At 58.7% G+C, this 12,837-nt stretch carries 12 protein-coding genes and 2 pseudogenes; 6 read left to right on the top strand and 8 right to left on the bottom strand.

All coding sequences use genetic code 11. The features are described from left to right. Positions 1 to 2: 2 nt before the first annotated feature. The 4 genes and pseudogenes from ftsX to prfB all read right to left on the bottom strand — a co-directional run bounded on the left by ftsX (position 3) and on the right by prfB (position 3,980). Positions 3 to 896, bottom strand: a complete 894-nt coding sequence (ftsX, locus tag ML_RS03380) for a permease-like cell division protein FtsX (RefSeq protein WP_010907867.1) — start codon at positions 894 to 896, stop codon at positions 3 to 5. After that, the gene (gene ftsE, locus ML_RS03375) at positions 897 to 1,586 is read right to left on the bottom strand and encodes a cell division ATP-binding protein FtsE (RefSeq protein ID WP_010907866.1); all 690 of its coding nucleotides are present in this window, start codon (positions 1,584 to 1,586) and stop codon (positions 897 to 899) included. It lies immediately after the preceding gene. Positions 1,587 to 1,917: 331 nt separating this feature from the next. Then, positions 1,918 to 2,866, bottom strand: a pseudogene (locus ML_RS03365) (mechanosensitive ion channel domain-containing protein). After that, positions 2,856 to 3,980: a peptide chain release factor 2 gene (gene prfB / locus ML_RS03360; protein WP_010907865.1), complete on the bottom strand. Its 1,125-nt coding sequence runs from the start codon at positions 3,978 to 3,980 to the stop codon at positions 2,856 to 2,858. Before prfB ends, ML_RS03365 begins: the two are co-directional and overlap by 11 nt. A gap of 179 nt (positions 3,981 to 4,159) precedes the next feature. Here prfB and ML_RS03355 point away from each other — a divergent pair, with 179 nt between their 5' ends. Continuing rightward, the gene (locus ML_RS03355; RefSeq protein WP_010907864.1) at positions 4,160 to 5,530 is read left to right on the top strand and encodes an FAD-dependent oxidoreductase; all 1,371 of its coding nucleotides are present in this window, start codon (positions 4,160 to 4,162) and stop codon (positions 5,528 to 5,530) included. On the opposite strand, the pseudogene ML_RS18640 reads toward ML_RS03355, so the two are convergent. Both ML_RS18640 and ML_RS18635 read right to left on the bottom strand, forming a co-directional pair. Continuing rightward, positions 5,531 to 6,973: pseudogene (locus tag ML_RS18640) on the bottom strand (FAD-binding protein). A gap of 153 nt (positions 6,974 to 7,126) precedes the next feature. Next, positions 7,127 to 7,300, bottom strand: a complete 174-nt coding sequence (locus ML_RS18635) for a hypothetical protein (protein ID WP_414085518.1) — start codon at positions 7,298 to 7,300, stop codon at positions 7,127 to 7,129. Between the two features lie 31 nt (positions 7,301 to 7,331). Here ML_RS18635 and ML_RS03340 point away from each other — a divergent pair, with 31 nt between their 5' ends. Further along, a complete protein-coding gene (locus tag ML_RS03340) occupies positions 7,332 to 7,523 on the top strand; it encodes a hypothetical protein (protein ID WP_162618210.1) in 192 nt (63 codons plus the stop codon). 7 nt (positions 7,524 to 7,530) lie between these two features. Here ML_RS03340 and ML_RS03335 read toward each other — a convergent pair whose 3' ends face one another. Next, complete coding sequence (locus ML_RS03335; protein ID WP_010907862.1) at positions 7,531 to 7,845, bottom strand: hypothetical protein; 315 nt, start codon at positions 7,843 to 7,845, stop codon at positions 7,531 to 7,533. 109 nt (positions 7,846 to 7,954) lie between these two features. Here ML_RS03335 and hisN point away from each other — a divergent pair, with 109 nt between their 5' ends. From hisN to ML_RS03320, 3 genes are all read left to right on the top strand, one after another. After that, positions 7,955 to 8,740: a histidinol-phosphatase gene (gene hisN / locus ML_RS03330; RefSeq protein WP_162618313.1), complete on the top strand. Its 786-nt coding sequence runs from the start codon at positions 7,955 to 7,957 to the stop codon at positions 8,738 to 8,740. A 76-nt stretch (positions 8,741 to 8,816) separates the two neighbouring features. Beyond that, complete coding sequence (locus ML_RS03325; protein ID WP_010907860.1) at positions 8,817 to 10,214, top strand: acyl-CoA dehydrogenase family protein; 1,398 nt, start codon at positions 8,817 to 8,819, stop codon at positions 10,212 to 10,214. A 42-nt stretch (positions 10,215 to 10,256) separates the two neighbouring features. Further along, a complete protein-coding gene (locus ML_RS03320; protein ID WP_010907859.1) occupies positions 10,257 to 11,459 on the top strand; it encodes an acyl-CoA dehydrogenase family protein in 1,203 nt (400 codons plus the stop codon). Positions 11,460 to 11,522: 63 nt separating this feature from the next. Here ML_RS03320 and ML_RS03315 read toward each other — a convergent pair whose 3' ends face one another. After that, entirely contained in the window at positions 11,523 to 11,753 is a 231-nt protein-coding gene (locus ML_RS03315) for an aldo/keto reductase (RefSeq protein WP_111480985.1), read from the bottom strand. 386 nt (positions 11,754 to 12,139) lie between these two features. Between ML_RS03315 and ML_RS03305 the strand changes: the two genes are divergently transcribed. Further along, positions 12,140 to 12,364, top strand: coding sequence for a hypothetical protein (locus ML_RS03305; protein WP_049769683.1), 225 nt, complete (start codon positions 12,140 to 12,142; stop codon positions 12,362 to 12,364). Positions 12,365 to 12,837 lie beyond the last annotated feature (473 nt).

Raw genomic sequence — 12,837 nt, 5'->3', positions numbered from 1 at the left:
ACTTACCGTCGCACGTAAATGCGCAATGTTGCGTAACCGGTCAACGCGGCCAACGCCACGCCGAGCAACAACAACCACGGGGAAACGTACAGGACATCGGCATAATCGACCCGGGCAATCAGATTAGCTTGATAGAACTGGTTCAGTGCATTGTTCAAAAACATTGCTCGCGCCACAAGCAGACCAACGATCGCGATGACGGCGCCTACGGTCGCAGCCACCATTGCCTCCAGCAAAAAAGGAAGTTGAGTATACCAGCGGCTGGCGCCGACCAGTCGCATGATGCCGATCTCGGTGCGCCGCGTATAGGCCGCGACTTGAACCATATTGGCAATTAGCAGGATTGCTCCGATAGCCTGCACTAAAGCTATGACGAACGCGACGTCGCTCAAACCGTCCAACACGGCGAACAGACGGTCGATCAGTTCCTTCTGATTGAGCACGGAAAGCACCCCGGGCTGGCCCTGCGTCGCGGCGTCAAATTCCTTGTGTTGAACGGGGTTAGCTAGCTTGATGATGAACGAAGCGGGGAAAGAATCCTTGCCCGCAACATCCCTGTACTGCGGGAATTTTCGGATAGCGTCGTCGTAAGCGTCCTGACGGTTAAGGAACCGTAAGGATTTGACGTCATCTCGAGCTTCGATCTTTCCCCGAAGCGCCTTACACAAGTTTGTGTTGCAGGTCAGATCGTTGGCGGAGATGTCATCGGTGAGAAAGACCTGTGTCTCGACTCGATCCAGGTAGATGCTTCGGGAGTTGTCGGCCAACCGGACCACCAGCAGCCCGCCACCAAACAAGCCAATCGAGATCGCGGTCGTCAAGATCATCGCTATCGTCATCGTGACATTGCGACGGAGGCCAGTCACAACCTCGTTGAGCAGAAAGCCGAAGCGCACTTAGCGATCCATCCCGTAAATGCCACACCATTCGTCCCGAACCAGCCTGCCCAAAGACAGCTCCACGACCCGTTGCCGCATCGAGTCGACGATGTGGTGGTCGTGGGTTGCCATCAGCACAGTAGTCCCGGTGCGGTTGATCCGCTCCAACAAATCCATAATGTCCTTACTGGTGTCTGGGTCGAGGTTGCCGGTGGGCTCATCGGCCAGCAATACCAACGGCCTGTTGACAAATGCGCGGGCTATCGCAACCCGCTGCTGCTCGCCTCCTGACAGCTCGTCCGGCAGCCGATTAGCTTTGCCAGACAGGCCGACCGTCTCGAGCACATCAGGCACCACCTGGTTGATTGCATCCGAGCGTCTGCCGATGACTTCCAGAGCAAAGGCGACGTTCTCGTACACCGTCTTTTGCTGCAGCAACCGAAAATCCTGGAAAACACAGCCGATAACCTGCCGCAGCCGCGGTATGTGGCGGCCAGGCAATTTGTTGACGTGAAACTTCGAGACCCGCACGTCACCGGATGTCGGTGTTTCGGCACCCAGCAGCAACCGCATAAAGGTGGATTTGCCGGAACCTGACGGGCCAATCAAGAAGACGAATTCACCCTTGTCAATTTTGACGTTGACGTTGTCTAACGCAGGCCGCGCCAACGATTTATACTTCTTACTGACATGGTCTAGGGTGATCATCACGGTTCGCAAGTGTAGCGGTGAATTTCCCTGGAACGCGATGATCACTAAGCGGGCACCTAACGAAGTAAGGTCTAGAGGCTCCGCCTAGAATTGTTGCACAGGTGAAGTGGTGGTGACAGTCACCGTAGATGGCGGCTGGTCCACTTTGCTGCGCAGCACTCACGCGTAGTTCGGGTCGGGGACGAAGCCCGGTGACATCACCTGGTTGGCCAATTCAACCATTAGAGGCTTCCAGTGTGCAATAAGTGCTATACCGCTAGGAACGGCCACGATCAACGCCAGCGTCGAGACGCGGGATCCGGCCGCCAAACATGTGACGGGGTCAGCGTCATCCACCGTCGGCGCCACCCTTCTTGAGGACTTTGAGCGTGAACTTCACGCCAATGCACAGAGATGCCAGCGTCTGGTCCTCGGCAGCCTTGGCCGTAGGTAAGACAGGATTCGCCAAGGCCGACCGGTGTATCGGCCACGGTAACGATGCTGGCACGAACGAATGCCCTAGTAACAACCACACGCAACTGACAGCCAGCCTTGAACTACTTGCCGAGCAATGCGCGAGCCACAACCCGCAGCGTGACAGTGCCGACTGCGATATTTTCCACTACCATCATCGTGATCATCGTGCGGGGCATCTAACAACAACTCCACCAGCATCGGGTTATTGCGGGCATGCTCACACTCGCTGGCGCGAGACCACGTTGACCAGTTGAGATCGGCGCTGGGCGCCACCGGGATGTCCGCCACAGCCCGCGCCCAGTCCTTAAAAAGGTTGACCGATTTGACGATTTGATCTGTTGGGGACCGTGAACACCTAGCCAGCGCAGGAACGTAGCCTGGCTACCCGCAACGTCACATCCTCAGCGGTGCCGCGGGCCTCGTCAGCGGCACCGCTTACGGTCAACGTAACCAGAACACCGAAACCCAACGCGACCAGCCCACCTATCGACAAGCGCAGCACATCGCTGATCTGAAGAACGACCCAGATCGCGGTAATAACGACTAACACCCACCAGATCACCGACGCGACGGCCTGGCGGTGTTTAGTTGCTTCCGAGCGCACCGAGGCGTCGCTTTCGACAAAGTTGACGTCTAAGCCCTCCTGGCGGGTCGCTTGTTACGCCACCAAGCTTACGAAGCGAACCGGCAGCACCGCCCCAATCAGTAGCATGACGATCCGCAGGCTCTTGTCGATGATCCAGTCACTGATCTCACCGCGCCAGAAGTCATGCCAACGCTTGCGTTAACGAAACAGCAAGAACTGTCGTGTTAGCTGATATCACGTCTGTTGCGCCAACGAATCCCGGCTTCCAGGAACCCGTCGATGTCTCCGTCAAGTACAGCTGTCGGGTTACCCACCTCGTACTCGTTTCGCAGATCCTTGACCATCTGATAAGGGTGCAGTACATAGGACCGTATCTGATTGCCCCACGAGCTGCCACCCCTACCCTTTAATGCATCTAGCTCAGCGCGTTCTTCTAAACGCTTACGCTCCAACAACTTTGCTTGCAGCACGCGCATCGCCGATACCTTGTTCTGCAGCTGCGATTTCTCGTTCTGGCAGGTAACGACAAGACCGGTTGGGACGTGAGTTAGCCGTACCGCAGAGTCGGTGGTGTTGACCGACTGGCCGCCAGGACCGCTGGATCGGTAGACATCGACGCGCACATCGCCTTCGGGAATGTCGATGTGATCGGTGATCTCCACCACAGGCAACACTTCGACCTCAGCGAACGAGGTCTGCCGCCGACTCTGGTTGTCGAACGGGCTGATCCGGACCAGCCGGTGGGTGCCCTGCTCGCTCGCCAACGTGCCATAGGCGAACGGCGCGTGCACGGCGAACGTGGCACTTTTGACACCGGCTTCTTCGGCATAGGAGGTGTCTAACACCTCGACGCCGTATTTGTGCTGCTCTGCCCATCGAATATACATCCGCATCAGCATTTCGGCCCAGTCCGCGGCATCCACTCCGCCAGCACCGGAACGTATGGTGATCAGCGCTTCGCGCTCGTCATATTCGCCTGACAACAGCGTGCGCACCTCGGTGGCTTCGATATCGACGCGCAGCGCCTTGAGTTCGGCATCAGCCTCAGCGAAGGCCTCCATTCCGCTAGCGGCGGCCGCAGCCCTTTCCTCAGCCGCTAATTCGTAGAGTACCGGCAAGTCATCTAAACGTCGCCGCAGCTCCTCGATTCGGCGCAGCTCGCCCTGAGCGTGAGATAACTCGCTGGTCACACGTTGCGCGCGGACTTGGTCATCCCACAGTTTCGGATCGGACGCCTCATGCTCAAGTTTCTCGATGCGGGTGCGCAGACCCTCCACGTCGAGCACCCGCTCCACCGTGGTCAAGGTGGAGTCAAGAGCAGCGATGTCGGTTTGTCGGTCAGGTTCCACAGCCGCCCACGTTACCGGCGCCCTACGGTGGCGACCAGCAGTGCTCTGGGGACCTCCCAGTAACAGCCACTAGTATCAAAGCGATCGTCATGTGAGCGGCACCATAACGACGTGACCGCTCAATATATTCCAACGCCTCCAGCGCCACAGGAACCAAGCACGAACAGAAGGCTCAGGTATTGCGTCCACACCACATACATCACATAGCCATAGTTGGCTCGGGGCCATCGGGATTTTTCGCCGCGGCATCCGTGTTGAAGGCCGCTGACGCCTCCGACGAGATCAACGTTGCCGTCGACATGCTGGAGATGCTGCCCACCCCGTGGGGACTGGTCCGCTCTGGTGTCGCACCCGATCACCCCAAGATCAAATCGATCAGCAAGCAGTTCGAGAAGACCGCTGAGGACCCGCGGTTCCGCTTCTTCGGCAATGTGATTGTCGGTAAACACATCGAGCCTGCCGAACTCGCCGAACGCTACGATGCCGTGATATATGCTGTCGGGGCGCAGTCCGACCGCGCTTTGAACATCCCCGGTGAAGACCTGCCAGGCAGTATCGCCGCTGTCGATTTCGTGGGTTGGTATAACGCACACCCCAACTTCCACGAGAGGTCACCCGACCTTTCGGGCAGTCGCGCAGTGGTTATTGGCAACGGCAACGTCGCACTCGACGTCACACGCATCCTAATCACCGATCCCGACGTACTGGCATTCACCGATATCGCCGACCACGCACTAGAGTCACTGCGCCCGCGCGGGATCGAGGAAGTGGTGATCGTTGGCCGCCGCGGGCCATTACAGACAGCGTTCACCACACTGGAGCTGCGTGAGCTAGCAGACATCGAAGGGGTCGACGTGCTTGTCGATCCTGCCCAGCTGGAGGGCATCAGTGACGAGAACGCGGCCGCGGCGGGCAAGACGACCAGGCAGAACATCAAAGTGTTACGCGACTACACTGTGCGCACGCCCAAACCCGGCCATCGTCGGATTGTGTTCCGATTCCTGACTTCCCCAATTGAAATCAAAGGCAAAGGCAAGGTGGAGAGGATCGTTCTCGGTCAAAACGAACTTGTCACCGACGACAACGGGCGGGTGGCAGCCAAAGACACCGGTGTTCGCGAGGAGCTGCCGGCTCAGTTGATTGTGCGGTCGATCGGTTATCGCGGCGTCCCTACGCCGGGGTTACCATTCGACGACAGTAGCGTAACCATCCCCAACACCAACGGCCGGGTGAACGGCAGCCGAAACGAGTACGTCGTCGGGTGGATCAAACGCGGGCCGACCGGGGTGATCGGCACCAACAAGAAGGACTCCCAAGACACTGTCGACACCTTGATGGAGAATCTGGCTGGCGCCAATGATACCGAAAAGTTCGGCGCAGACCACGCCGACCGGCTGGCCGAGTGGCTGGCCGAACGGCAACCGAAGCTGGTCACGTCGGCGCACTGGCAGGCCATCGACCGCTTTGAGCGAGCGGCCGGCGAACCGCACGGCCGCCCCCGCGTTAAGCTGCCGAACCTCGCCGAGCTGCTGCGGATCGGGCACGGCTGATCACAGGTCGACCAGTATCCCGGGGTTGACGCTCCCGGCCAGGTCCAGCACGGACTTCGCCGCACGCAGAGCTGCCACGAAGAGGTCCGGGCGCTGCCGGTCGTACTACAGGCGATAATCGCCTCGAACACAGCAGTTTTTGATCTCGTCCCATTGAGTATCCAGAGAGCCCCAGCTCCCGTCGACGTAGATCCCATAAATACGGGGCCGGGCTGTCGGGATAGACATGGGTTAACCGCCCGGTCGCTCCGCAGGCTCGCTCGAGCACTGTCCTGGCAACCTCGGTAAACCGCTGGCGTGCAGTGCGTCGAATCCGTCCCAGGTGCAAATGAGATGGCGAACTTCTCGGCGATGACAGCGCAGCAGGCAAGAGCGTCACGCTAGTAAGGCATGCACAGAAACGATGAGCACCAGCTTGCCGGAGCATAGTTTTTCTTTTGTGTCGCTTGCGGTGTCGGCGGCTGCCCCGCGCGGTCACAGTACCGCCGTACGCGGCAGCGATCTCTTGTGCCCGATGTAGCCACGCATCGATCAAGTGGTCAGCCGATTCGAAAACCAGCACCAGCAAACCGCAGACGACCGGCACACCGGCATTCAGGAACGCCTCGGTCGGATCCAGCAACCGGCAATGGGTCGGATAAAGGCCAGCTTAGCAATTGTCCAAGTAGCCAGGGCCGTCCCCAATCATCGAACGGCACCGATGCCGGTTACCTGCCAGCGCGAGCAGTACTGTAACCGTATCCACGCTCCAGTAACGATGCTGAGCGAACCCTCGGAGCCAAGGAACAACCGTCCCGGGTGCCAGTCCCGGGCAACCGACTAGCCTTAACTCACCCCGGCCGGGGTAACGATCCGCAGTGATTCAGTCAGGGCGTCGATGTGAGTGTACAGCGGTGGCAAAGTGCCCGCCGACGCGGGTGGCTAACCAACCCCAAAGCTGGAGAACGGGATGGACCGAGGTAAATGCCGCAACGTCAAATCGTGTGGGAGTATTGGTCCTCGATCGCCGGGCCCAGCGCGCCAGCATGGATCCGCGCAGCCCGACTGATATTATCGATCTTAAGCATTGCGCTCATTTCGGTGACGTCCTCCGTGACAGCCAGATCGTCAAATCGAGGCTCGACGCCACCGACAGCCGAGCTACCGCCGCCGTATGGGGTAGCGGAAATTCCCTCGCGAGCCAATCTAGTACGTTTATCATGTATAGTTGCCAGCGAGGTCGTGCGATTAGACTGGGGACGCGGTCGAGGCAGCCTTGCAAGTTGCGCGCGACACCACGAAATGCCTTGCCACGAGCATGACCGGTTAGGCCGACGAAGTCATCCGTGGTGTTGCAAACCCGAGCACGTTCGGGTCCGGCGGGCAGTAATCCGTCATGTCATGGCCGGGTAGCAGCGCCGCAACTCACCCTGTCAGATCCTTTATTTCCTATTCGGACAGCACGTCCTAGACGGTGCCCCGGCCCCACCACGAACACATGCCAGGTGCATCAACGTTTCAAGCCGACGGCAGCTCCGCCGACGAGCAACAGCACGACAGCAGCCACGATGGCCCAGCACATCCCGGCGAGCCACCATATGACGCTCAAAGCTACGATCACTGGTGAGAGTACGAAAGCACAATCCCAGAATTCTGCTTGATCACTTCTAGAGCACTCTTCACCCGGGGATCTATGTCCTTGCCTGCCATGCCTTCAGAATTCCAGACAACCGTCTTTACAGCCCGGTTGATCAACGACCACAAATTAGTCAAGGCGTTGCAACTCAGCAAAGAGCCACAGCATGTATCATGCTGAATATCGATGATAGACTTCACTATTGACGTCAGCTCAGGGTATTCCTCCGAGCACGCCGGCAGCAAGGGTAGTCAGGATCAACACACCAGGGTGAAAACGGACTGCTCGAAAAGCGTTGTGCTATTAACCATCGACGACACGCAACGCCATCCTGCGATACGCAGGGTCCAGCTCACTGGTGATACCGCGGCGAAATGACGGGCCACTAGTCGGGTAGCGCGAACTTCCAGTTGTCAGGATTCTTCGGCGAATACACCACCGGGTGCAACTGCCCCATCGCCGGCCATTTGCCGACGTCGACCACCATACGCCGATACACAGAATACTCGCTGACGGTGGGTCCGCTGATAAAACCGGCGATCGTGACAAACTGTTCACCGTGAGCGTCATCAGGTCGCGGGCTGACCCCGGTAACCAACAATGTGCCGCTGGCCAGGTCACTTTCGCACGGGAGGAACCGCTTAGCCAAGAAGACGCCCAAAATCGCCACCAACAAGAACAGCAAACCGAACTCCCACACTCATTCAGATTAGGGCCATGGTAAGAATGCTGACATAGATCGCTACGACGACGACGTAGACGTAGAGTGATCTAGGGGTCCCCAGCTTACGGGGAGAGGAGCGGTACGCATAGCTCAGGACAATCTGATGTTAGCGCTGACGCTGGCCGACCGCGCAGACGCACTGACTAGCGCCCGTTTCGGCGCACTCAATCTGCGCGTCGACACCAAACCAGATCTTACTCCGGTCACCGACGCCGATCGCGCGGTCGAAGCCGATGTGCGTGCGGTACTCGGGCGCGAACGGCCTAAAGACGGCATCCTGGGAGAAGAATACGGCGGTACAATAACTTTCAGTGGACAGCAGTGGATCGTCGACCCGATCGACGGCACCAAGAACTTCGTGCGCGGGGTGCCAGTGTGGGCCAGTTTGATCGCATTGCTCGAGGACGGGGTCCCCTCAATCGGCGTCGTCAGCGCGCCCGCGCTGCAACGACGGTGGTGGGCAGCACGCGGCCAAGGCGCGTTCGTGGCGGTCGATGGGGTCCCGCGCCGGCTAGCGGTGTCGGAGGTGGCCGACCTCAATTCGGCGAGTCTGTCATTCTCCAGCTTGTCCGGGTGGGCACAGCGCGGTTTACGCGACCGGTTCCTTGAGTTGACCGACGCCGTGTGGCGGGTACGCGCCTACGGCGATTTCCTATCTTATTGCCTGCTCGCTGAGGGAGCTATCGACGTCGCTGCCGAGCCGAAGGTATCGGTGTGGGACTTAGCTGCCCTCGACATCGTGGTGCGCGAGGCGGGTGGAGTTCTGACCGGTCTCGACGGGACCCCCGGCCCGCATGGCGGCAGCGCTGTGGCGACAAACGGTCGCCTGCACCAAGAGGTGCTGACCAGAATCGGCGCCACTGTGAAGTAGTTAACAGGATAATCCTACCTTACTCCAGAGTAAGGTAGGATTATCCGCATCGCCCCAACGATCTGAAGCTGCTGACATGACTGACACTGCTCCTAGTGCTAAGCCCTCTTCCGTTCGTCTCAAACGAGGCGGTCTTAGGTCCGGCGTCGGAATGCAGCCACACAAGCGGACTGGATTTGACGTCGCAATTGCGATGCTTACTCCGCTTGTCGGCCAGGATTTTCTGGATAAATACCATCTGCGCTATCCGCTCAACCGAGCGTTGCGCTACGGGGTTAAGGCGACGTTCTCCACTGCCGCCGCCACCAGCCGGCAGTTCAAGCGGGTGCAAAACCTGCGCGGTGGCGCAACCCGGCTACAGCCCAGCGGCAGGAACTACTTCGACCTGACGCCAGACGACAACCAAAAGTTGATCGTCGAAACTATCGACGAATTCAGCGCAGAGATACTGCGGCCTGCTGCTCACGACGCTGATGAAGCCGCGGCCTACCCGCCCGACCTTATCGCCAAAGCCGCTAAGTTGGGCATCACCACGATCAACATTCCCGAGTATTTTGACGGCATCGCCGAACGCCGTTCCAGTGTGACCAATGTGTTGGTGGCCGAGGCGCTGGCATATGGCGACATGGGATTGACGCTGCCGATTCTGGCCCCAGGCGGTGTGGCGGCTACACTAACCTATTGGGGCAGCGCCGATCAACAGGCCACCTACCTGAAAGAGTTCACCGGCGAAAATGTCCCCCAGGCCTGTGTGGCCATCGCCGAACCCCAGCCGTTGTTCGACCCCACCCGGCTGAAGACCATCGCCGTGCGCACCCCGTCCGGATACCGGCTCGACGGGGTGAAGTCATTGGTTCCGGCCGCGGCCAGCGCCGAACTGTTCATCATCGGTGCCCAGCTGAATGGCAAGCCAGCATTGTTCATCGTCGAGTCCTCGACTAAAGGCCTGACTGTCAAGGCCGACCCTAGCATGGGGATTCGCGCTGCAGCCTTGGGCCAAGTTGAACTCTGCGGAGTGTCGGCGCCCTTGGACGCCCGGCTGGGTGAAGACGACGCGACGGATAATGACTACTCTGAAGCGATCGCATTGGCCCGGCTAGGATGGGCGGCGCTGGCGGTCGGCACCTCGCATGCAGTGCTGGACTATGTCATGCCGTACGTAAAAGAACGCGAAGCCTTTGGTGAGCCAATCGCGCGTCGCCAGGCTGTCGCGTTCATGTGCGCCAACATCGCTATCGAGTTAGACGGGCTGCGGCTGATCACGTGGCGTGGCGCGTCCCGCGCCGAACAAGGCCTCTCATTCGCCCGGGAAGCAGCACTGGCCAAGCGACTCGGCTCCGACAAAGCCATGCAAATCGGCCTGGACGGCGTGCAACTGCTGGGCGGTCACGGCTTCATCAAAGAGCACCCGGTCGAACGCTGGTATCGCGATCTGCGGGCGATCGGTGTCGCCGAGGGCGTCGTAGTTATCTAGGGAATCTAAAATCTGCATCTTCTTCAAAGCGAAAGATCAATCATGGCAATCAACCTGGAGCTATCGCGCAAGCTGCAAGCGGTAATCGTTAAGACCCATCAGGGCGCCGCGGAATTGATGAGGCCGATCGCCCGCAAGTACGACTTGAAGGAACATACCTACCCAGTCGAGCTAGACACCCTGTTCAATCTGTTTGCGGGAGCAGCCGAATCGTTCGCCTTTGCCGGCGCCGACGCGCTCGGCGATGAGGACAACAAAGACGAAAATCACAACGGCGCCAACATGGCCGCGCTGCTACAAACCCTGGAGGCCTGCTGGGGCGACGTCGCGATGTTACTGTCCATACCGTATCAGGGTCTGGGCAACGCAGCCATCTCCGCAGTAGCCACCAACAAGCAGCTGGAACGCTTAGGCAAGGTGTGGGCGGCTATGGCCATCACCGAGCCGGGGTTTGGGTCGGACTCGGCAGCGGTGTCGACGACCGCCACCCTCGACGGTGACGAGTATGTGATTAACGGTGAAAAGATCTTTGTTACCGCCGGGTCGCGCGCCACCCACATCGTGGTGTGGGCAACCCTAGACAAGTCGCTAGGCCACGCGGCGATAAAGTCATTCATCGTGCCACGCGAACATCCCGGTGTCACAGTCGAACGCCTCGAGTACAAGCTAGGCATAAGGGGATCGGATACCGCTGCGATTCGATTTGATAACGTCCGAATTCCTAAAGACAACCTGCTAGGTAACCCAGAAATCGAGGTTGGCAAGGGTTTTTCCGGAGTGATGGAGACTTTCGACAACACCCGGCCAATCGTTGCTGCCATGGCCGTCGGGGTTGGCCGCGCCGCGCTGGAGGAAATCCGCAAAATCCTCACCGATGCCGGTATAGAAATTTGCTACGACAAGCCCTCGCACTCCCAGAACGCCGCCGCGGCAGAGTTCCTGCGGATGGAAGCCGACTGGGAAGCGAGTTACCTGCTGTCGCTGCGTGCGGCGTGGCAAGCCGACAACAACATCCCCAACTCCAAAGAAGCATCGATGAGCAAGGCCAAAGCCGGCAGAATGGCCAGCGACGTTACCCTCAAGGCTGTCGAATTAGCAGGCACCGCAGGCTATTCCGAGAAGGCCCTGTTGGAAAAGTGGGCCCGCGACTCCAAGATCTTAGACATCTTCGAGGGCACTCAGCAGATTCAGCAGCTGGTTGTTGCACGCCGATTGCTGGGCTTGTCCTCTTCCGAACTCAAGTAAATTCCCAGACTTATCGAACCAACCTAGTCGGTGTATCCCGCACACAGACGATCTCGATGCGTTTCAAGCGCATACAGCAGAGATGCTCACGGGTGATATTGCCAGGTCCTCGGGATCCGGTTGCAGGGCCTCGCGTATCAGCTCGTTGGAAATCTGTGACTCGTAGAACGAGGCGGTATAGATATGGTTGACACCGAGGTGCACAACACGCAGCAACATCGCGAGAGTCTCAACGCGATCGTGTGGTGGCTGGAAAAACCTGGAGCCGGGAAGTTGGACGGAGCCAAAAACGATGCAGGAAAACGAAAAAAAACGCTAAGCACGAAACACTCCATACCAGGAAGGTGGCCGTCAGCCTTTGGACAATTTTATCCTCTCGTCGTGCGCAAGGACGAGGATTTGCTGCGTCGTGCAGTGGTGCGCACGTCGCCGACGGCTTTTATATTTAAGCGGAGGAAGCTCTTGAGCCTCTCGTTGACGACGGAGGTGGCATGCGGACGGCACGAATAAACTCGGCTAGATGGCCCGGACGCTGTCGAAGTCACCGACGTCGACGTTGCGGGCTAGCGCCGGCGTTCGGGGCACCGCACGCCATCGCGGTGGGCAACACCGAGGCGAAGGCTCAGACTAACACCACGGCAGTGGTGTTAGTCTGAGGATTCAAAGGAACGGTAAAGAAGTTGACCAGCGGTCGCGGCGCCGACGTAGTAGTCGAGCCGGTCGGCGACGACCGAATGACCGATTCACTACACTCGCTTGCTCTGGGAAGACAGCTAATTACCAACGGCTTCGCCGGCGGTGAAATACCCAAAGTCAAGGTAAAAATGCTGTTGCTCAACAATATTGATGTAAGTCAATATTGGCTGGAGTATGTGGATCCGAATGCACCCCGAAGCCCTGTCTGAGCAGTAAAGCCAACTTGAGCAGCTGCTTACCTCCGACCAGTTGCCTTTACCAGATCCGATCATCTACCCACTCGGGAAGGCCGCTGGAGCAATCGCATGACTTGAAACACGCGCCGCTAATGGAAAAGTCTCATCGCGCGTCCACGACTATACGTGCCCCTGTATACCGGTCCTCCGATAGCCTCTAATATCTGGCTCACTTACCGACACCGCGGAGCGGGCTATCCCCATGAAGTTACGGAGACACCCACCGCGATGACGACGACACCGACAAGGAAATGTACAAAATCCATGGCTCCACACTATGAAACAAATCTGAGTAACTCGACAAGCTGCGGCAGGCGGTCGATAGCTTGATCGTTTGGCCGATCCTACCCCGGTTTCTCCGGGACGCAGTTACCGCGCAGAGTCCAGCATGCTAGCTGGACGGCATCCGTGTGCTCGAGCTCGGCACCTTGATCGCCGGACCTTTC

This window comes from Mycobacterium leprae TN (genome assembly GCF_000195855.1).
In the GTDB taxonomy this organism is placed as follows: Bacteria; Actinomycetota; Actinomycetes; order Mycobacteriales; family Mycobacteriaceae; genus Mycobacterium; species Mycobacterium leprae.
The sequence above is the reverse complement of the archived record's forward strand: the minus strand, read 5'-3'. Positions and strand labels throughout refer to the sequence as shown.